This window comes from Crassaminicella profunda, from assembly GCF_019884785.1.
Classification (GTDB): domain Bacteria; phylum Bacillota; class Clostridia; order Peptostreptococcales; family Thermotaleaceae; genus Crassaminicella; species Crassaminicella profunda.
In genome coordinates this window covers 1,415,736-1,436,588 of record NZ_CP082326.1, presented here as the reverse complement: position 1 = coordinate 1,436,588, position 20,853 = coordinate 1,415,736, and the positions used below count along the sequence as shown (strand labels likewise).

Annotated in this window: 21 protein-coding genes and 1 other annotated feature; all 21 genes read right to left on the bottom strand. The window is 30.6% G+C overall.

All coding sequences use genetic code 11. The features are described 5' to 3' along the window. Positions 1-234 precede the first annotated feature (234 nt). A complete protein-coding gene (locus tag K7H06_RS06495) occupies positions 235-1,239 on the bottom strand; it encodes a deoxyguanosinetriphosphate triphosphohydrolase (RefSeq protein WP_223039069.1) in 1,005 nt (334 codons plus the stop codon). A 409-nt stretch (positions 1,240-1,648) separates the two neighbouring features. Beyond that, positions 1,649-4,276 carry a pyruvate, phosphate dikinase gene (gene ppdK / locus K7H06_RS06490; protein ID WP_343216825.1) on the bottom strand — a complete coding sequence of 876 codons (2,628 nt, stop codon included), beginning with the start codon at positions 4,274-4,276 and terminating at the stop codon, positions 1,649-1,651. Between the two features lie 44 nt (positions 4,277-4,320). Then, positions 4,321-5,130: a pyruvate, water dikinase regulatory protein gene (locus K7H06_RS06485; protein ID WP_223039067.1), complete on the bottom strand. Its 810-nt coding sequence runs from the start codon at positions 5,128-5,130 to the stop codon at positions 4,321-4,323. A 21-nt stretch (positions 5,131-5,151) separates the two neighbouring features. Continuing rightward, positions 5,152-5,781: a transcriptional regulator CcpN gene (gene ccpN / locus K7H06_RS06480; RefSeq protein WP_343216824.1), complete on the bottom strand. Its 630-nt coding sequence runs from the start codon at positions 5,779-5,781 to the stop codon at positions 5,152-5,154. Positions 5,782-6,031: 250 nt separating this feature from the next. After that, positions 6,032-7,420 (bottom strand): glycine--tRNA ligase, encoded by a 1,389-nt coding sequence (locus K7H06_RS06475; RefSeq protein WP_223039065.1) that lies wholly within the window; start codon positions 7,418-7,420, stop codon positions 6,032-6,034. 51 nt (positions 7,421-7,471) lie between these two features. Next, positions 7,472-7,642: a binding site (T-box leader), on the bottom strand. Positions 7,643-7,693: 51 nt separating this feature from the next. Next, positions 7,694-8,236 (bottom strand): DUF4342 domain-containing protein, encoded by a 543-nt coding sequence (locus K7H06_RS06470; protein ID WP_223039064.1) that lies wholly within the window; start codon positions 8,234-8,236, stop codon positions 7,694-7,696. 22 nt (positions 8,237-8,258) lie between these two features. Beyond that, positions 8,259-9,002 (bottom strand): DNA repair protein RecO, encoded by a 744-nt coding sequence (gene recO / locus K7H06_RS06465; protein WP_223039063.1) that lies wholly within the window; start codon positions 9,000-9,002, stop codon positions 8,259-8,261. 4 nt (positions 9,003-9,006) lie between these two features. Further along, a complete protein-coding gene (locus K7H06_RS06460; RefSeq protein ID WP_223039062.1) occupies positions 9,007-9,147 on the bottom strand; it encodes a hypothetical protein in 141 nt (46 codons plus the stop codon). An 85-nt stretch (positions 9,148-9,232) separates the two neighbouring features. Then, positions 9,233-10,123, bottom strand: coding sequence for a GTPase Era (era, locus tag K7H06_RS06455; RefSeq protein WP_223039061.1), 891 nt, complete (start codon positions 10,121-10,123; stop codon positions 9,233-9,235). 15 nt (positions 10,124-10,138) lie between these two features. Then, positions 10,139-10,534, bottom strand: coding sequence for a cytidine deaminase (locus K7H06_RS06450; RefSeq protein ID WP_223039060.1), 396 nt, complete (start codon positions 10,532-10,534; stop codon positions 10,139-10,141). Between the two features lie 16 nt (positions 10,535-10,550). Further along, complete coding sequence (locus tag K7H06_RS06445) at positions 10,551-11,630, bottom strand: DUF3048 domain-containing protein (protein ID WP_223039059.1); 1,080 nt, start codon at positions 11,628-11,630, stop codon at positions 10,551-10,553. An 18-nt stretch (positions 11,631-11,648) separates the two neighbouring features. Further along, positions 11,649-12,245 carry a DUF502 domain-containing protein gene (locus K7H06_RS06440; RefSeq protein ID WP_223039058.1) on the bottom strand — a complete coding sequence of 199 codons (597 nt, stop codon included), beginning with the start codon at positions 12,243-12,245 and terminating at the stop codon, positions 11,649-11,651. A 32-nt stretch (positions 12,246-12,277) separates the two neighbouring features. Further along, positions 12,278-13,093 (bottom strand): ankyrin repeat domain-containing protein, encoded by an 816-nt coding sequence (locus tag K7H06_RS06435; protein ID WP_223039057.1) that lies wholly within the window; start codon positions 13,091-13,093, stop codon positions 12,278-12,280. 34 nt (positions 13,094-13,127) lie between these two features. Next, on the bottom strand, positions 13,128-14,390 hold the full coding sequence (locus K7H06_RS06430; protein WP_246637646.1) for a hemolysin family protein: 1,263 nt from the start codon (positions 14,388-14,390) through the stop codon (positions 13,128-13,130). A gap of 52 nt (positions 14,391-14,442) precedes the next feature. Further along, positions 14,443-15,141 (bottom strand): diacylglycerol kinase, encoded by a 699-nt coding sequence (locus tag K7H06_RS06425; protein ID WP_223039056.1) that lies wholly within the window; start codon positions 15,139-15,141, stop codon positions 14,443-14,445. Positions 15,142-15,153: 12 nt separating this feature from the next. Further along, entirely contained in the window at positions 15,154-15,609 is a 456-nt protein-coding gene (gene ybeY / locus K7H06_RS06420; RefSeq protein WP_223039055.1) for an rRNA maturation RNase YbeY, read from the bottom strand. Next, complete coding sequence (locus K7H06_RS06415; RefSeq protein ID WP_246637645.1) at positions 15,610-17,706, bottom strand: HD family phosphohydrolase; 2,097 nt, start codon at positions 17,704-17,706, stop codon at positions 15,610-15,612. A 41-nt stretch (positions 17,707-17,747) separates the two neighbouring features. Next, positions 17,748-18,704 (bottom strand): PhoH family protein, encoded by a 957-nt coding sequence (locus tag K7H06_RS06410; RefSeq protein ID WP_484795930.1) that lies wholly within the window; start codon positions 18,702-18,704, stop codon positions 17,748-17,750. A gap of 55 nt (positions 18,705-18,759) precedes the next feature. Further along, a complete protein-coding gene (gene yqfD, locus K7H06_RS06405; RefSeq protein WP_223039054.1) occupies positions 18,760-19,953 on the bottom strand; it encodes a sporulation protein YqfD in 1,194 nt (397 codons plus the stop codon). A gap of 12 nt (positions 19,954-19,965) precedes the next feature. Beyond that, on the bottom strand, positions 19,966-20,244 hold the full coding sequence (yqfC, locus tag K7H06_RS06400; RefSeq protein ID WP_223039053.1) for a sporulation protein YqfC: 279 nt from the start codon (positions 20,242-20,244) through the stop codon (positions 19,966-19,968). Between the two features lie 112 nt (positions 20,245-20,356). Beyond that, positions 20,357-20,830: a hypothetical protein gene (locus K7H06_RS06395; protein WP_223039052.1), complete on the bottom strand. Its 474-nt coding sequence runs from the start codon at positions 20,828-20,830 to the stop codon at positions 20,357-20,359. Positions 20,831-20,853: the final 23 nt, after the last annotated feature.

Here is a 20,853-nt window from a genome sequence, read left to right as displayed (position 1 = left end):
GAGTATCACCCTTTTTACTGTCATTAGCATATCCTTTGATTTTACCTCCTCCTCTCATAATTTTCATGTTTATATGTCCTCTGAAGATCAGTTGATAGAAGCATCACCATCAACAAATATTGTCATATATATACATGCCCACCTTTTTTTTTCTATGCATCACAATATTCGACATAAGTATCTCTAATCCTTCTTAAATTATTCCAAAACTAAAATACATAATTTTCAGAATTATCATTCCCATACACTAGGCACATAAATTTCTAAATATTTATTAATAACATATCGATCTGACATTCCTGCTATATAATCCTTTACTATCTCTTCTAAACCACATTCCTCTACTCTTTTCACCATTTCTTGAGGCATTTTATATGGTTTTTTTAAAAAGTACCCATATAGCTGTTCTAATATATATTGTGCCTTCTCTTCTTCTTTTTTAGCCTTCTTATTTAAATATACATTACTAAACATAAATTCTCTTAATTTATTTGTATATACCCATTTTTCTTCACTCATTCTAATTTTTTTTTTATTATAACTATTTTTTATTACATCTATAATCATCCTATTAATTCTTTCACTATGAGTTTTTCCTAATATTTTTAGACAATCTTTAGGTAGATCATCAAATCTAATGACATTTGCCCTTATTGCATCATCAATATCATGATTAATATAAGCAATTCTATCACTAAGTTTTACAATTTCTCCCTCTAATGTGGATGGTTCATTTTCTCCCGTATGGTTTAGTATCCCATCTCTAACTTCATAAGTAAGATTTAAGCCATATCCTAGTTTCCCTTTTTCTAAATAGTCTACTACTCTTAAACTCTGTTGATTATGTTTAAATCCATTTTTATGAATTTTATTTAATATTTTTTCTCCACTATGTCCAAAGGGAGTATGTCCGATATCATGCCCTAATCCAATAGCTTCTGTTAAATCTTCATTTAACCGCAATGCTCGTGCTATAGTACGGGAAATTTGAGCTACTTCTAATGTATGAGTGAGTCTCGTTCTATAATGATCTCCTTCTGGAGAGAGAAATACCTGTGTTTTATGCTTAAGTCTCCTAAATGCCTTAGCATGTAGTATTCGATCTCTATCTCTTTGATATTCTGTGCGAATCATACATTTCTCTTCTGACACTTTTCTTCCTTTTGTTCGAATTGACTTTGTAGCAAAAGATGAAAGATTTTGTTCTTCCATTTTTTCAGTTATTTCTCTAAATATCATTTTTTATATCCCTCTTTTCTCATATATAAGTAACTCATCAATATCTTAAGCATACAACTAAAATATGCTATTTTCTGCACAGTCCTTATACTATATACTGATTTTTGTATCAATCCCTTAGTTCTTAACTTTATGAGCAAAACTAACTTTGGTAATATAAAAAATTCGCATATACTTGTCTCGTAAGTTTCACTACAAAACTACTCTTTTGCAATAAAACTTACTCAAAGTGCTTAAATATTTAACTTTCCAATTAGAAGTTATCCACAAACTCTAAATCTTATAATTTCTTAAAGTATAAAAAATTTCTTGTATTTATATATATACCACAATATTAATTTTATTCCTCTATCTAATCCATCTTAAACAAATAAAAGACATGGAAAAATTTTCCCATGTCTTTTATTTGTTATTTGTTTTTTATAGCTGAATGGGCTGCTGCTAATCTTGCAATAGGTACTCTATAAGGAGAACAAGAAACATACTCAAGGCCTATTCTATGACAGAAATCAATAGATTCTGGATCTCCACCATGTTCTCCGCAAATTCCTAATTTTATATTCGTTCTTGTTTTTCTTCCTAATTGTACAGCAATTTCCATTAATTTACCAACACCATTTTGATCCAATCTTTGGAATGGATCTTTTTCAAATATTTCTTTTTTTCTATATTCTCCAATAAACCGACCCGCATCATCTCTTGAAAAAGCATAAGTCATTTGTGTTAAATCATTTGTACCAAAGGAGAAAAATTCTGCATGTTTTGCTATATCGTCAGCTGTTAATGCAGCCCTTGGTACCTCTATCATTGTACCAATTTTATATACAAGATCTGCACTACTTTCTTCTATTACTTTATCGGCAGTTTTTACAATAAGTTCTTTGATAATTTTTAACTCTTTTTCATGACCAATAAGTGGTACCATAATTTCTGGCTGAATATGAATATTTTCTTCTTTCTTCACCTCTATTGCAGCCATAATGATTGCTCTTACCTGCATCTCATAGATCTCAGGATAAGTAATAGCTAATCTACAGCCTCTATGTCCAAGCATAGGATTAAATTCTTTCAAATCTTCAACAATTTCTTTTAGTGTACTGTACGAAACCTTAATTTGTTCAGATAATATTTTGATATCATCATCATTGTTCGGTAAAAATTCATGTAGTGGTGGATCAAGAAGTCTTACAGTCACCGGTTTTTCTCCCATAGCTTTAAAAATTCCAACAAAGTCATTCTTTTGGAATGGAAGTAATTTATTTAAAGCTTCCATTCGTTCTTCTACATTTTGTGCTACAATCATCTGTCTTACAGCAGGAATTCTTTCTTCTTCAAAAAACATATGTTCTGTTCTACAAAGGCCAATTCCTTCTGCTCCAAATTTTACAGCTGTTAAAGCATCTCTTGGTGTATCTGCATTAGTTCTAATCTTTAGTGTTCTTATCTCATCAGCCCAACTCATTAACTTTGCAAAATTACCAGATAACTCTGGTTCTTTTGTTGGAAGCTTACCTCCATAGACATTACCCGTATTCCCATCTAATGATATGTAATCTCCTTCTTTGAATATTTTACCATCTACCTTGAAGACTTTATTCATCTCATCAACTTTTATTTCTCCACATCCTGCTACACAACATTTTCCCATACCTCTTGCTACAACCGCAGCGTGAGACGTCATTCCACCTCTTGCTGTTAAAATTCCCTGTGCAGATACCATTCCTTCAATATCTTCAGGAGATGTCTCAAGTCTTACAAGGATAGCTCTTTCACCTTCATTAGCTGCTTTTACAACATCATTGGCATTAAAATAGATCTTTCCTGTAGCCGCCCCAGGAGATGCTGGTAATCCTTGAGTAATTTTTTCAATCTTTTCCATAGCTTCCTTTTCAAAAGTTGGATGCAATAATTGATCTAGTTGGGTTGGTTCAATTCTCATAACAGCTACTTCTTTATCGATAATCCCTTCTCCTACCATATCTACTGCTACATTGATAGCTGCTGCTGCTGTTCTTTTCCCATTTCTTGTTTGTAATAAATATAGTCTTCCTTTTTCAATAGTAAACTCAATATCTTGCATATCTTTATAATGAGTTTCTAAAAGATTCGCAACATTTACAAATTGTTCATAAACCTTTGGCATGGTATTTTTGAGTTCACGAATCGGCTGAGGTGTTCGAATGCCTGCTACAACATCTTCTCCTTGTGCATTCATTAAGAATTCACCAAACATTTTTTTCTCACCTGTTGCAGGATTTCTTGTAAATGCTACCCCTGTACCTGATGTGTCTCCCATATTTCCAAAAACCATGGATTGTACATTTACTGCTGTTCCATAATGACTTGGTATATCATTGATTTCTCTATAAACAATAGCACGAGCATTGTTCCATGAATCAAAAACAGCTTCTATTGCCATAAGTAACTGGTCTTTAGGACCTTGTGGAAATTCTTTTCTAGTTTCTTTCTTAACTATTGTTTTATACTCTTTGATAATATTTTTCAAATTTTCAACAGTTAAATCAGTATCTAATTGGGCTTTACTTAATTCCTTTTCTTTCTCTAAAATATGATCAAATTTATATTTTTGAATGTTTAAAACTACATCACTAAACATTTGAATAAATCTTCTATAACTATCATATGCAAATCTTTCATTGCCAGTTGCTTTTGCAAGTCCTACCACTGATTCATCATTAAGTCCTAAATTTAAAATTGTATCCATCATTCCAGGCATAGAAATAACTGCGCCAGATCTTACAGAAACAAGCAAAGGATTTTCTATATCTCCAAATTTTTTCTGAATCTTTTCTTCTAACTCATGAAGATTGTTAAAAACTTCATCTATAATCTCTTGGCTGATTTTTTTATCATCTTCATAATATTTGTTACAAGCCTCAGTAGTAACCGTAAATCCTGGAGGAACAGGAAGTCCTATTTTAGTCATTTCTGCTAAGTTTGCTCCCTTCCCTCCTAACAATGACTTCATTTCCTTATTTCCTTCATGAAAAGCATATATATATTTTTTCATACCCAAAACTCCTTTCATATAGCACACTCTAATTTTATAATCATAATCCCTTAAGCATTTTCTTTTATAATTTCTAAAATAATCCCTGCACTTTCTTCTATTGCTTTGCTAGCCACATCAATGATTGGACACCCAACTCTTTTCATTATGTTTTCTGCATAATCTAATTCCTTTAAGATTCTATCCATGCTTGCATAATTTGCTTCATTTTTAAGTCCTAAAGCTTTCAGTCTTTCTTGTCTTATTTCATTAAGTTTTATAGGATTTGTTGTAAGTCCTATTATTTTTCTAGGATAAATTTTAAATAATTCATCTGGTACAGGAACTTCTGGAACCAACGGAACATTTGCTACTTTAATATTTTTATGCGCAAGATACATACTAAGTGGTGTTTTAGAAGTTCTTGAAATACCAATTAAAACAATATCTGCTTTTTTTAAGCCTCTAGGATCTTTTCCATCATCATATTTTACTGCAAATTCAATGGCCTCAATTTTTTTGAAATATTTCTCATCTAATTTTCTTATTAATCCTGGTTCATTTTTAGGTGTCTCTTTTAATGCCTTTTCTAAAGCTTCTACAATAGGCGTCATAGCATCTACAGTAATAATATTATGTTCTTTAGCCTTTTCAAGTAGTATTTTTCTTAAACTTGGTATTACCATTGTAAAGACAATCATAGAATTTTCGTTTTTTGCTTCATTCATAATTTCTATAATTTGTTCTTCTTCTGATATATATGGAAATCTTCTTATTTCACAATCTTTACATACAAATTGACTAATAGCTGCCTTTACTACTTGTTCTCCTGTTTCTCCTATTGAATCAGAAATTACATATACCACGAGTCTACGATTCATTCTTTTATGCCCCCTTTTCAATTATTGACTCCCAAGCTCAACAAACAATTTTGTTATGTTGGTCTTAGATACCTTGCCTATTACTTTGTAATTTTCTTTTCCATTTACTTTGACTTTTTCTACTACTGGAAGACTGTCCACTTCATGCTCTATAATCTTACTGGCAGCCTCTAGTGCAGTTTCATTTGGGTAAGTCATAATGATATTGGGCATTCTGGTCATAATTAAACCTACTGGTACTTTATTGATATCCGTACCCCCCATAATATTTTTCAAAAAATCCTTTCTAGATACTGCACCTGTAAGATATCCATTAGATACAACAAACATGGTTCCAACATCTTCAAGGAATAATGTTACAATAGCATCATAAAGGGTAGTCTGTTCCTCAACTACTATAGGCATACCTTTTATATCACTTACTTTTATACGGTGAATTTCCTCAGAAATTAAATTAACCGGATGATTACCTGAATATAGATACCCTACCTTTGGTCTTGCATCTAAAATTCCAGTCATTGTAAGTATGGCTAAATCAGGTCTTAATGTAGCTCTTGTAACTTTTAATAGTTTTGCAATTTGTTCACTAGTAATAGGTTCGTTTTCTTTTACAATGTTAGTAATTTTTTTTTGACGCTCTGTGAATTCTATATGAATCACCTCTTTTATAGAATTTTAATCAATATGTTATACTATTTATTTTATATGTTATATTATATATATCATTGTAACAAACATTTCTTATTTACGCTATACTTTTTTGGGATTTTTTTTATAAATATTATAAATATTAGATGTACTATAAAGCTTTAAGGTATAAAGTACTACGATACTATAACAAAAGACAATAGAGAGAATATTTTATTCTATCTATTGTCTTTTGTAAAATTCACTCCTTCTATTAAAAAACAATTCTTTCTTCAATATATCTTTCTAAGTCTTCTATTTTTATTCTTACTTGCTCCATTGTATCTCTATCTCTTACAGTAACTGAATGATCTTCTAAAGTATCAAAATCATAAGTAATACAAAACGGTGTACCTACTTCATCTTGTCTTCTATATCTTTTTCCGATACTACCAGATACATCATAGTCAACCATAAATTTCTTAGCAAGTTTTGAATACAATTCTTCAGCACCTTCACTTAATTTCTTTGTCAGTGGTAACACTGCCACTTTATATGGTGCTAATGCTGGGTGTAATTTTAAAACAGTTCTACTACTTCCATCTTCTAATACCTCATCTTCATAAGCATCTACTAAAAATGCCAATGTTACTCGATCTGCTCCTAGAGATGGCTCTATACAATATGGTATATATTTTTCATTTGTTACTGGATCTTGATAGCTTAAATCAACTCCTGAATGCTCCTTATGCTGTTTTAAGTCAAAATCAGTTCTATCTGCAATGCCCCAAAGCTCGCCCCAACCAAATGGGAACTTGTATTCAACATCTGTTGTGGCATTACTATAATGAGATAATTCTTCTTGATCGTGATCTCTCATTTTAATGTTTTCTGATTTCATGTTTAATGATAATAACCAATTTTTACAATAATCTTTCCAATAAGCAAACCACTCTAAATCTTCTCCAGGTTTACAGAAAAACTCAAGCTCCATTTGCTCAAATTCACGAGTTCTAAAAGTAAAGTTTCCTGGTGTGATTTCATTTCTAAAGGATTTACCAATTTGACCAATTCCAAAAGGTACTTTCTTTCTTGCACTTCTTTGTACATTTTTGAAATTTACAAAGATCCCTTGAGCTGTTTCTGGTCTTAAAAATATTTCTGATTTTGAACTTTCTGTTACCCCTTGATAAGTTTTGAACATTAAATTAAATTGTCTAATATTCGTATAATCTAGTTCACCACATTCTGGACATTTTATCCCTTTTTCATTAATAAAGCCTTCCATTTTCTCATTTGTCCAGCCATCTACTACTTCTTCTTGTCCCTTTTCTCTGAAATAATCTTCTATAAGTTTATCTGCTCTAAATCTTGCTTTGCACTTTTTACAATCAAGCAGTGGATCATTAAATCCTCCCACGTGTCCAGATGCTACCCATGTTTGTGGATTCATTAAGATTGCAGCATCAAGCCCTACATTATAAGGAGATTCTTGGATGAATTTTTTCCACCAAGCTTTTTTTACATTATTTTTTAATTCAACTCCCATTGGTCCATAATCCCACGTATTTGCCAAACCTCCATAAATATCAGATCCTGGGAATATAAATCCTCTTCCTTTTGCCAATGAAACAATTTTGTCCATTGTCTTCTCTGTAGTCATTTAAAATCCTCCTTCTCATTTACTGTAAAAAAATAAACCCCTCGTCCCATAGTAAGGGACGAAAGGTTATCCTTCCGCGGTTCCACCCTAGTTGATACAAATGTATCCACTTTCATTCATTGCTCAAGAGCTCCATTCATCAAAAGATTATATCGGATTCCCACTAGCACCGACTCTCTTCTATAATTGCTTTTGATTACTCCTCTCTGTCATTGCAAAAATATATTTTTACGTAATTTTAACATATTCACTTATTAATGTAAAGGTCTATTTTTATTCTTTATCTTCATCTTTATCTAAATGAATAGTTTCATCTTTTTTTTCTGTTGTTTCTTTATTAGTATATTCATTTACTTTTGATTTTAAACTACCTAGTGTACCTTCTGCTGTATTTTTCATATTTTCTAATGTTTCCTCTGCCATTTCATTAATATCAACAATTTGACCATCTGTTTTCACAATTTCGATTTTACACTTTGTTGCTAAAGCTGCTACTGTCCCTACCATAGCAATAGGTGGAGATAAAACAGCTCCTACTGCTCCAGCTGTTATAGGAATATTCATAATTACTTCCCCATCTCTCTTTAAAACAATTTTCGTGACATTTCCTTTTTTAATAATATCTTTTAGCGTTTCTACTACTTCATTACCTACTCCAGAGATATTATCTGTCCATTTTGTATTTTGCGCCTCTTCAATATGAATAATCGCATCTATCACATTCCCATTTACTGCTTCTAAAGCTTCTTTTGCTTCCTTATAACTTACACCAGTTCGATCCCTTACTTGGTCAATCATTTCTAATGTAATTTCCATAATGGCACCACCTTTTTTATTATTATTTTATAGCTTCTAAAAACTGCAAACTCTTAAACTGATTTTTATCTATATGTGTTTGAATATAATGTTTAACTATTTTTTCTAACTCTTTTAATACATTAGGCTTAATTTTAAGTTTTGATATTTGAGTTAAATCAGTATGCATTAAATATTTCATTACATTAATGGTAACACTTGAAATTTTCATACTATATGGATCTATGCCCAAACAGTTCCTACATAAAAGTCCACCTTCTCTAGCACTAAATTTAATCTCTTCATTTCCTGTACTTCCACAACTAACACACCTATTGATTTCTGGTTTGTAGCCTGAATACATCAAAAGTTTTAACTCATATGCTTTTGTTAAGGTTTCATATTCCTTATTCATATTAGAAAAAATATGTAAATATTCAACTAGTAAATCAAACAATCGGTTGTTCGTCTGTCCCTCTGTAATAATACTTTCCGTTAATTCTAATATATATGAAGCATAGGTTAATTTTATAACATCTTCTCTAAGTTTATAAAAGGATTGTTTTAAATCTACCTGAGACACCTGATATAAATCTTTTCCTTTGAACAACACAAATTCTCCATAACAAAAGGGCTGTGTTCCTACTGAATATTTTCCTTTAATTCTTTTAAACCCTTTTGCTACTCCTTGTATTTTTCCTAATTTTTTAGAAAATAATGTAATAACCGCATCTCTTTCACCAAACTTTTTTTGCTTTAAGACCACAGCATCTGTCTTTAAAAGCATTCTATCACCTCAAAGAATAGGTATCTAAAAAAACAGCTTCTTCATTTTCATCTACTTTTGTTGTTTCTTCAACCTTTTTATAATCTAAATAAATATCAATATCCCCTGTAACAAAAAACAAATTCCAAAGTATTTTTTCTAACACCCTAGTCACCTCTCTCAATTATGCTTCATATCTTATTTTTTTCTTGATTAGGGTGTTTGTATACATTGTAAATTTTGTTATTCTTTTATAACTTATATCCTAAGGTATTTAGAATATTTTGTTGGTCTCTCCAATCTTCTTTCACCTTAACCCATAACTCTAAGAAAACTTTTGACCCTAAAAGATTTTCAATATCTTGCCTTGCACTTTTCCCTACGCCCTTTAGTTTTCTTCCATTTTTCCCAATAATTATCCCTTTATGAGATTTTTTTTCACAATAAATGGTTGCACTAATATCTACAATATCTTTATCTTTTCTGTTTTTCATGCTCATAACTTCTACTGCTACACCATGTGGCACCTCTTCATGTAAATAGTGAAGCAATTTTTCTCGTATGATTTCACTAACAATCACCTTTTCTGGCTGATCTGTAATCATATCAGATGGAAAATATTGAGGTCCTTTAGGCAATAATGCTACAATTTTTTTCACAAGTTTTTGAACATTTTTGTTTTCTTGAGCAGATATAGCAATAATATCTTTAAATATTTTTTCATCATAGTGCCTATTATAGATTTCTTCAAACTTTTCAGGAGGTATTTTATCCATCTTATTGATGACAAGAACAATAGGTGTTTTAATATTTTTTAACATTTCTAAAATATATTTGTCTCCAGGCCCCATATCTGCTGTATCATCAATTACCAATAAAATCACATCTACTTCATTGAGTGTTTGTTGTGCAGATTTTTGCATAAATTCTCCTAGTTTATTTTTAGGTTTATGCATCCCTGGTGTATCTAAAAATATAATCTGAAAATCTTCTTCTGTATAAATGGTTTGAATTTTATTTCTAGTTGTCTGAGGTTTATCAGACATAATTGCAATTTTTTCTCCAATAATTTGATTCATTAGTGTTGATTTTCCTACATTAGGTCTTCCAATAATTGTTACAAATCCTGATTTAAACTTCATCTATTAACCCTCTTTCTATTTATTTAAATCCTCACCGCTAAAACCATATGGTAATAATTCCTCTATAGGAATTACCTTAATTTTTCCATATCCATCTCCTACAATAATTTTAATATCTTTCCCGAATTCAAAAATAACTTGTCTACAAATGCCACATGGAAATGTAAATGCACCATTATCACTAGCTATAGCAATAGCTTCAAAATCTCTATTCCCTTCTGATATTGCTTTGAAAATAGCAGTTCTTTCTGCACAATTTGTTCCACCAAAAGAAGCACATTCCACATTGCAGCCTGTATAAATTTTCCCATCCTTTGTTAGAACTGCTGCACCTACTCTAAAATTTGAGTAAGGTACGTAAGCATATTCCTTTGCTTTTACTGCCCTTTCAAATAATTCTTTCTCTGACAAAATTCTTCACCCTTTCTTACTGTGTAATCATTTCAAAATTGGATGGAATTACTTCTATCCAAGTAACTCCTGGGTTTAACTTAATCTCTTCTCCATCTTCATAGAAAAATTTTGTAAGAGCTCTTCTAGAATTTTTCTTCCAAATAATTTTTCGCAATTGCCCTTTTGTAATAAAAAAGCCTTCTCCTTCACCTACTAATTTTATTTCTCTTCTTCCAGCACTATCTATTACTTTTGTTTCACATTTTTGAATAATAATGTTTTGGGCAGTTAAATGATTCTTTGATCTTTCATCTAAATGAGGTTGATCGTTTATATATCTATAGTAAATCCCCTCATCTTCATCATATTTAAAGCTTGGTTTATAATTTTTATCATAAGGGATTTTAACATAAGTTAAAGAATCTCCATAAATGGTTTGATATTCCTCATTAAATTTTAAAGTTTCAAAGTCTACATTTTCCCTATAATGACTCTGTTTTGCAGCCTTTCTTATTGCAACAGTACTTGTATATTCATTATGTGGTCTTTTTTTATGATTTTTTCTCCAGAAAATATCTTTTCCTCTAGACTGGGCACTAATATCTGCCATTTTTAATTTTTTTATATCTAAAAGAGCTTGAGGACTTCCACCATCGTGAATATATAAGGCATCATATTCCATAGCTTTATCTAAAAAATAAGGTCTTGCACTTCTTACAGGTCCAATTAAGTCTGGTTCATTGATTAAAAAAATGGCCATATATCTTGTAATCCATCCTTCTGCCAAAACTTCATAAACAATTTCTGCCTGATCTAGTCCTGCTTGAGGTCTTGCATACTTTTGATTATCAAGCATTACTGCAAAAGGTCTTTTATGAATATTTTCTTCACTTGTGTAGATTCCACTAATAGGTGATGGTAGCCCTTCCTTTTCTTCTATTTTATTTGACTCTTCACTATCTACTGTTTCTACAATTGTCTCTTCATTATTCACAACTACCTCAGGTTCTTGTTCTATAATAACAGACTGCTCTTTTTCCCCTCCACAACCAGCTAAAAAAGTAGTCATAAAAATTGCTAATACTAAAATTACAATTTTTTTATTTTTTAACATGTCCCCCTCATCCTTTCCTTATTTCATTTGTTTTTGTTCTGGAAGTAAAATCCCACCAGACACGACTAACTTTAAAGCTGTTTCAACAGATATATTGAGTGAAATAATTTCCTTGTCCCGTATCATAATAAACATGCCCGATGTTGGATTGGGTGTGGTAGGAATGAAAATGCTTTTCATTTTTTCTCCTGTCTTTTCTGAAATTTCCTTAGGTGCATCTGCTGTAACAAATCCTATTGTAAATATTCCTTTGGACGGATACTCTACAAGAACTGTGTGTTTAAAAGCATATCTTTGCTTCATAAAAAGGGTATCAATTAACTGCTTAATAGATAAATACAATGTATTTACCAAAGGAATTCTACTTAATGTTTTTTCTATAAGCTGAATAAATTCCTTTCCTAAATAATTTGTCGCAAAAATACCTGTACCAAAAATAATGATAATTGTTAGAATAAACCCTATACCGATAATACGAAATCCAATAATTTTTTCTAGAGGCACTCTAAATATAGAGTCCACCATATTGAATATCCATATGATTACAGATATTGTCACAACAATAGGAATCAATGCTAATAAACCTGTTATAAAAATCTTTCTTATGGTTTTCATAGAAAACATTTCTATATGGATTTACCTCCTTTTTATTTGCATTTTGCTATGAACGCTATATATTCTTTATAATATTTTTCATTAGTATTTTTATAAGTTTCATCTACTCTATTTTCAAATTTTTCTAAAGTTCCAGTAAAATAATCAGTAATCACTAGATCTTTATCTTTAAAATATAAAATAATCCCTTCTTTCGGATTTATTTTATCAGAATATCTTATGTGATCATAATTACCTTGTTCTACTAAATATTTCACAATATCTATATGCCCAAAGCCTGCACTCCATCTTAAAGCATAGTCATGATCAATATATATATCTGAACCCTGCTTGATTAAATATTTCACTACCTCTATATGTCCATTTTTAGCACTTAATCTAAAAGCAATATCCTCCTCAGCATGAATATTAGCCCCTTGTTCTACTAAATATTCAACAACCTTTGTATGTCCATTAATAGCACTCATTTTTAATGCACAATCATTGTCAGCATGAATATTAGCTCCTTGTTCTACTAAATATTGAACGACCTCTATATGTCCTCTATTTGCACTCCATCTTAAAGGATAATCATTTTCTATATGAATATTAGCTCCTTGTTCTACTAAATATTGAACAACCTCTATATGTCCTTCACTAGCACTCCATCTCAAGGCATAATCATGATCAGTATGTATGTCAGCACCTTTTTTCAGCAAATATTTGACCATATCAATATAACCATTTTCTGCACTTACCCTCAATGCATGGTCTTTGTCAATATCTATATCCTTCTCATTTTCTATTATAGCTTTTAATTCCTTTAAATTACCTTTTTTTAAAATTCCAATTAGTTCTGTTTCTTTCATTTTTAGTCTCCCCTTTTTTTATGAAAAATTTATCTTATAAATTGATTTTTTTGATTTCTAATTGTTTTATTCTTCTATTTTGTACATTTAAAACCTTAATTTTTATATCCCCTAATTCCATCTCATCTCCCTTAACAGGCACTCTCCCTAATAAATTAAATACAAATCCTCCTATAGATTCATATTCCTCTTCAGGAAGATTCACTGCTAATATTTCATTGATTTCTTCAATAGATGCTTTGGCATTTACAATTAATGCATTTTCCTCTAAATGCTCTATAAACTCTATTTCATTGTCATACTCATCTAATATATCTCCCACAATTTCTTCTAAAATATCTTCTATTGTAACTAATCCTAAAGTTCCTCCATATTCATCCAAAATAATAGCCATATGGGTCTTTTCTTTTTGCATTTCTTTTAATAAATCACTAACTTTTTTACTTTCAGGCACATAATATGCCCCTCTGATTAATTTAAGAATTTCAAAATCTGATGGATTCTTTTTTGAGTATATTAACAAATCTTTCGCATACAAAATTCCTACAACATTATCTATTGTATCCTTTATAACAGGAATTCTTGAATAGCCATATTCCATTACTACATTCAAGGCTTCTTCAAGGGTAGATTCTTCTTCAAGATAAATCATATCAATCCTTGGCACCATTACTTCTGTTACTTCAATATCTCCTATTTCAAAAATACTATTAATCATTTCCCTCTCATCTCGTTCAATAATCCCTGCTTCTTCTCCTACATCTACTAGCGTCTTTATTTCTTCTTCTGAGACTAATACTTTCGTTCTTTGGATATCTCCTCCAAATAATTTGATAATGAAATTTGTGATAGCTGTTAAAATTTTTAAAATTGGGTAAAAAACAAAAGATAATATTTCTAATGGTTTTCCTAGCTTTATAGCTACTTTTTCAGGATAATGAGAAGAATAAGTTTTAGGAGTTATTTCCCCAAAAATCAATACTAATACCGTCATCACCATAGTAGCAACCACCGTTGCATTTTTTCCAGAGATTATTTTGAATGTAAGTTCTGTTGCAATAGCTGTAGCAGCAATATTAACAATATTATTCCCAATTAATATAGTTGCTAATATTTTGGGTGTCTTATGCATCAATCTTTCTAAAACTTCTGCATCTTTCTTTCCCTTATTTTGAAGTTGTTTTATTTTAATAATATTCATTGAAGTCAAGGCTGTTTCAGCACTTGAAAACACTCCAGATAAAAAGAGCAAAATAATGAGTAAAATTAACTTAATCCCTTCATGATATGTAAACAAAACAATTCCTCCCAATACGGTCTATAAAGGGGAAGTATATTATCTACTCCCCCTAGTAAATCATTTGAAAAATAAATACAGTGATAAATATACCCAAAATTGCACCAACCAAAACCTGAAAAATATCATGAATACCTGCCTCAATTCTACTTTGAGCAACTAAAATGGCTAAAAGTAGACACAATGAAATGGTCAATGTATTTTCAGATACAAAAGCAATAGAAGTTAAAATTGAAAAAGCCATAGCCGTATGCCCACTAGGCATTCCACCTCTTAAAGGAGTTCCTTCTCCCACATATGCTTTTATGCTAATGACCACTAAACTTACAATAACTAAGCTAATAAAAGTAGTATGCATAGGCATTTTTCTCACTTTGTGAATAACCCACTCTGTCGCAAAATTAAATTTATCAAAAAATATAATATACGCAACTACAATACTATTTAAAGCAGATATGAACACCGCTCCTGCTGCCACGTTTTTTGCAATTTTTGCTAGTTCATGATACTCCTTTGTAATCAAATCTATGGCTGCTTCAATGGAAGTATTAATCATCTCTGCAACAATTACTAATGATATGGTAAAAAATAAAATAAGCATTTCAAGCTTTGATAAATCAAAAAACAAGCTTAAAAATAGCACCATAATAGCCATAGTAAAATGTATTCTCATATTGCGCTGGGTTTTAAGGGTATAAATAATCCCGTCAATAGCATAGTTAAAACTATCTATTAATTTTCTTACTTGCATAAAATACCTCTCTTATTTTCTTAGTATGCCCATTTCTTCTAATACATCTTCTTCTTTTTTTCTCATAATCTTTCTATTTTCTTCTGTATCATGATCATACCCAAAAAGATGAAACATACTATGGACCGTTAAAAACAATACTTCTCTCTCAAAAGAATGTTCATATTCAATGGCTTGCTCTTTTGCTTTTTCTAAAGAAATAACAATATCCCCTATACAAGTTGGTTCCTCTATTTCTTTAATATTTGCATATTGAGGAAAAGACAAAACATCCGTAGGTCGATCTACTCCCCTAAAATCTCTATTTAGCCTATGAATTTCTTCATTATCTACAAAAGATATACTAACCTCTACTTCCTTACTTACTTCTTCTTTTTCTAAACACAAATCAACAGCTATTCGTATCAAATTTTCAAGTTTCTCCTCATGCACTACTATTTCTTGTCTATTATCAATCATTACTTCCATTTATTCTTTCACCTCAACCTTTTTTGTGTTAATTTCTGGATACTCTATACGTTCATGAAAAATCCCCATTAAAACAGTTTGAAAAGATATTTTAATTTTTTCTAAATCCCTTAAAGTAATATCACATTCATCTAATTGCCCATCACTCAGCTTGTCCCCAATTATTTTATCAATTAAGTGTTTGATCTTTTCATTATTGGGTTCTGGCATACTTCTAACAGCTGCTTCTACTGAATCTGCTAGCATGACAATAGCTGATTCTTTAGATTGTGGTCTTCTTCCTTTATAGCGATAATCTTCTTCTTTTATTTCTTCAAAACTATCTTCATTCATGGCTTTATGATAAAAATATTTGACTAATGTATTTCCATGATGCTGTTCAATCACATCAATAATTTCTTGAGGCAATTTATACTGTTTTCCTATTTCTTTTCCATCTTTTACATGACTTGTTATAATCATAGCACTCAAACTAGCAGTAAGCTTGTCATGGGGATTATCACTTGTTAATTGATTTTCCTTAAATAAATAGGGTCTTTTTAATTTCCCAATATCATGATAATAAGCACTCACTCTTGCTAATAGTCCATTGGCTCCTATTGCATCTGCTGCTGGCTCACTTAAATTTCCAACAATAATGCAGTGATGATAGGTCCCTGGTGCCTCAACTAATAATTTCTTAAGAACTGGCTGATTAGGATTGGATAACTCTAATAATCTAAGGGGCGTTAAAATCTGAAAAACAGATTCCCATAATGGTAATGACCCGATGGTTAAGATAGCGCAAAACACCCCATTCAGCACACCATACAAAGCATCCATAGCAATTTTCGATAGTTCATAATGGTTGATTAATCCGAGGCCAATAATAATCATCATATTACTAAAACTGACAATTAACCCGGATAAAAATATATTTGATCGTTGATGCGTATTTATAACACTACATGCTCCTACCGTTCCTCCTACAAGAGCAGTAATAAAGAAACCAATATTATTGCCACTACTCAACGTGAGAAGAATCGTCATTGCTAAATTAACAACAATAGCCAATCTCGTATCAAGCAAAATGCCTACAAGCATTGCAGCCCCTACTACTGGTGCAATATACGGAGAAATTACATAAGTTGTTTTAGCTACTAAGTAAACACATAAAAATATAATAAATATTAAATAAAGTTTTGATATGGATCTAAGAAGTTTTTTATGAAATACATACATATATAAAATAAGTAGCCCTTGTGCAATCAACACTAAAATAGCAACACCAAAATGCAAAGAAAAATCTTTCTTTCCCTGTTGTTTTGTCATTCCTGCATCCTTTAAAAGCTGAAACTGTTCTTTAGTAATAATCTCTCCTTCACTAACAATAATACTTCCCTTTTTAAGGATAACTTTTTCAACACTATTTTTTGCCTCTTCTCGCTTTTGCTGTGTTCTTTCAATATCTAAAAATCGATTAGCTTGAATAGATGTATTTACAATTTTACTTCCTAACAACCTTATTTCCTTTGAAAAATCCTTAAGTCCTTTAAAATAATTTGTAATATCTTCTTTTTCTTTTTCAAGATCTTCTGTCTTAATCCCAGTAGACATAACCCTTGTAATAATTTCATATATATAACTTTCCATACCTTTTAGCTGTTTATCCGGAGCTAAAAGAACTAATGTAAGCTCTTCATCGCTTAAGTTTATATTATTTTTTTCCTTTAATGAAGCTAACTTTTTTTCATTGTTACTTTCCTCTATTTCTCGAACCTCATAAGCATTCGTAAAAAATTTTTCGATTTTTTTATTAATATCGATCTGAATCATTGGATCTACTTTTTCTCTTGGTTCAACAGCTCCTGTAGCTTTTTCAATCAATCTATTTGTTTCTATTTTGTTTTCAATATCTCTAGGAGCCCTTAAATCTATAGGCGCTTTTTGTCCTACTTGAAGTTCATATTTTTGAGGTACAAGACTGGTAACCAGACTAAAAAAAAGAAAAAGAAAAAAAACACATCCTATCACAATCTTATTTACAACTTTTTTTTGAAAAAATCTAAAAAGAGCCGTATCATTCATTTTATCCATGACATGCTTAAAAAAGGTCATACAGATTTCCTCCTAGTTTATCCGATCTGGATAAAGTTTATCTATCGTTTCTTCTTATTTTTAGTATCCATTTCCTTCTTTTTTTCGTATTTGTCATAGGCTTTAATAATCCTTTGTACCAATGAATGTCTTACTACATCATTTTCATTTAAAAATACAAAACCTATTCCTTCCACATCAGACAAGATCTTTACTGCCTGTTTAAGTCCTGATTCTTTTCCTTTGGGTAAATCTATTTGTGTGATATCTCCTGTTACAACAGCTTTTGACCCAACCCCTAGTCTTGTCAAAAACATTTTCATTTGCTCTTTTGTTGTATTTTGCGCTTCATCTAAAATAATAAAGCTGTCATTTAATGTTCTCCCTCTCATATATGCAAGAGGCGCTACTTCTATCATTCCTCGCTCTTTATATTTTAAGAAAGTTTCCCCACCTAGTATATCGTATAGAGCATCATAAAGGGGTCTTAAATAAGGGTCTACTTTTTCTTGTAAGTCTCCAGGTAAAAAACCCAAGCTTTCACCAGCTTCTACAGCTGGCCTTGTAAGAATAATTTTACTTACTTCTTTATTTTTAAAAGCACTTACAGCCATAGCCATTGCTAAGTAGGTTTTCCCCGTTCCAGCAGGACCTATACCAAAGACTACATCATTCTTTTTTATACTTTCAGCATATTTTTTTTGTCCTAATGTCTTAGGTTTTATTTGTTTTCCCTTAGCACTTATGCAAATAACATCTTCTAATAAGCCCTGAATTTCATTTTCTTGTCCTTCTTTAAGAAGTTTTATAGAATAATTGATTTTCTGACTGTCTAGTATTTCCCCTGACTCAAGTACTTTAATAAGCCTATTGATCAATTTTTCTGTCATCTCAACATCTTTAGGACTTCCCATAATAACAATTTCGCCTTTTCTAGATACAATATCTACATGAAATATATTTTCAATAATTTTAATATTGCTATCAAAATTGCCAAATAACTCTTTCGTGTAATCCATTTCATTCATACTCATTCTTTTTTCTATTAATTTTTGTTCCAATCAATAAGCCTCCTTATTTGATAATGGTCTGAATTTTTTGTTGTACTCCAATTTGTTCTAATGCTTCAATAGTAAGTTTTGCCTTAATCTGATCCTTTTCTTCAACAAATTTTATATCTTGATTTAAAATTTTTATACCTTTAGGCATTTTATTCATAAGAGTTACCGCTATTTTTTCCCTTAATGCTTTTTTAGCCGCCTTTTTATCTATTGTTTCTTTCTTATCAATGGCTTCATAATATTCTTCTATAATAATTTCGACAGGGATTTTAATATTCCTCCAACCTGAAAGACTTTTATTCTTTTTCTCAATTATAACATTATTATAAGGTATATCTCCCAAACTTAGTATAATTTGATTATTTCCAATTTTTATAATTCTCCTTACAAATTTATTTCCAGTCTTAATTTTTCTAGTTTTTATCAATGATATTTCATCATTTTCTTCATAGTAAGTCCTTGCAAAAACTTCTCCAAATCCATGTACATATCTATTCTCTAGCCCTTCTCTTGTGATCACTCCCGTTATTAATGTTTCTCCTTTTTCTACAATATCACCTTTCATAACTATTGCATCTCCATTTTTTGCAATCAATTTTTCAATAACACCTTTTTTTATAGCTACAATATCACATGGAATATTTTTAGGTATTTTTTGTGGAGGATCAATATTTTCTACAATTTCTACAATTGCTTTTGTTCCTTCTATTTGTATCCCTACCCACGCTAAATTTTTAATTTCTATCATCATGCTATTTTCAATATCATTTATGTCCAGTTTATATTTAAATACACCTTCATATAAACCTAACGCTGTCAAATGCTTCTCAATATCTGCTTTTGATATCTTATCATTTCCTGTAATTTCAACATTCCATATAAAAGATGTGGTGCACACAATAATACATATAGAAACAACAAATCCAATAGTAAACATTTTTCTTGCTCGAATTTTATGCATAAAAAAAGGATATCCTATTTTTTCTCTAATTCTTACTTTACATCCTGCTCTTTTTACAATATGTCTTAGTTCCTTATATCCTTTAAGACCTACCTTTGCCTCAAGGGTTGTATAATCTATTCGAACAATATCCCAAAGGTATATGCCTCTTGCAATAGCATAATTTATAAACTTTTCTAGGCTAAATCCTTCTATTTTTATAACAACATATCCTCTGAAGAAATTCCATAGCTTTACAATGAGCAAAATCCTCCCCCCTTATTCTATAAACTCAATATTTTCAACTTGACCACATATAATAATTTCTTCAGTAACAATCGTTTTTATTGAAAGCTCTCTTCCTGTTATCCTAATTACACCACTCTTTGTATTCACTCTTATTCGTGTATCAGAATATTCAATAATTCCTTTATGATTCTCTATGTACAACTGTAACTTTCCGAGCAAAGTAATTCTAGGAAGATCTAACATAATGTCCTTGGGAAGTTCTAATAGTTCCGATACGCTCTCTCTTATTTCTTTTGTTTTGCTTTTCATAAGACACTCCCCCTTTATAGTTAAGTTTATGCGCCTAAATCATGCTGTATTACTTTATTTTCCGTGTCCTTGTACAACAAAAAGCTGTGAAAATAAATTTCACAGCTTTTTATCATCTTAATGATTTAGGCTTTTGTAATATCTCTGATAGAATAATCCCTTTGATAATATTTTTTTTATTTAATACAAGGGTTTCCTTCCCTATTTCATTCTCATGAATAACATCTTTTATTTCTTCTGATACTGCCATTTTTTTTCTTTTCACAGGCATCTCCAATGTAAGATTACCTTCTCTTTCATTTTGATCAATGGCTTTTTTATCATTTTCTAGCCTCAGTTCATGATCATTACTTTCTTTACTTTTAACAGCATCTTTTTTACTATCTTCTAATGCTGATGATAGCTCTTGTTTTAAAGAGTTTCTCATGTCCTTGAATTTTTCTATATAGGATAACTCCTTAGAAGAATCTTTTTTATTTTCAATTTTGTTTTTACCTTTTTTATGTTCTTTCTTTTTATCTTTAAAGATTAATCCTAAAATTGATGCAACAATTCCTAAAATAGGAATAATATCATCAAAATCCATATGATCACATCCTTTGAATTCAA

What these genes read in the sequence shown, in the direction of transcription:
- K7H06_RS06495 (WP_223039069.1), bottom strand. Translation starts at nt 1,239, where the DNA reads ATGATATTTAGAGAAATAACTGAAAAAATGGAAGAACAAAATCTTTCA.
- K7H06_RS06485 (WP_223039067.1), bottom strand. Translation starts at nt 5,130, where the DNA reads ATGAATCGTAGACTCGTGGTATATGTAATTTCTGATTCAATAGGAGAA.
- K7H06_RS06475 (WP_223039065.1), bottom strand. Translation starts at nt 7,420, where the DNA reads ATGACTACAGAGAAGACAATGGACAAAATTGTTTCATTGGCAAAAGGA.
- K7H06_RS06470 (WP_223039064.1), bottom strand. Translation starts at nt 8,236, where the DNA reads ATGGAAATTACATTAGAAATGATTGACCAAGTAAGGGATCGAACTGGT.
- recO (WP_223039063.1), bottom strand. Translation starts at nt 9,002, where the DNA reads ATGCTTTTAAAGACAGATGCTGTGGTCTTAAAGCAAAAAAAGTTTGGT.
- era (WP_223039061.1), bottom strand. Translation starts at nt 10,123, where the DNA reads ATGAAGTTTAAATCAGGATTTGTAACAATTATTGGAAGACCTAATGTA.
- K7H06_RS06445 (WP_223039059.1), bottom strand. Translation starts at nt 11,630, where the DNA reads ATGTTAAAAAATAAAAAAATTGTAATTTTAGTATTAGCAATTTTTATG.
- K7H06_RS06440 (WP_223039058.1), bottom strand. Translation starts at nt 12,245, where the DNA reads ATGAAAACCATAAGAAAGATTTTTATAACAGGTTTATTAGCATTGATT.
- K7H06_RS06435 (WP_223039057.1), bottom strand. Translation starts at nt 13,093, where the DNA reads ATGAAAGAAACAGAACTAATTGGAATTTTAAAAAAAGGTAATTTAAAG.
- K7H06_RS06425 (WP_223039056.1), bottom strand. Translation starts at nt 15,141, where the DNA reads ATGCAAGTAAGAAAATTAATAGATAGTTTTAACTATGCTATTGACGGG.
- ybeY (WP_223039055.1), bottom strand. Translation starts at nt 15,609, where the DNA reads ATGGAAGTAATGATTGATAATAGACAAGAAATAGTAGTGCATGAGGAG.
- K7H06_RS06415 (WP_246637645.1), bottom strand. Translation starts at nt 17,706, where the DNA reads ATGACCTTTTTTAAGCATGTCATGGATAAAATGAATGATACGGCTCTT.
- K7H06_RS06410 (WP_484795930.1), bottom strand. Translation starts at nt 18,704, where the DNA reads ATGGATTACACGAAAGAGTTATTTGGCAATTTTGATAGCAATATTAAA.
- yqfC (WP_223039053.1), bottom strand. Translation starts at nt 20,244, where the DNA reads ATGAAAAGCAAAACAAAAGAAATAAGAGAGAGCGTATCGGAACTATTA.
- K7H06_RS06395 (WP_223039052.1), bottom strand. Translation starts at nt 20,830, where the DNA reads ATGGATTTTGATGATATTATTCCTATTTTAGGAATTGTTGCATCAATT.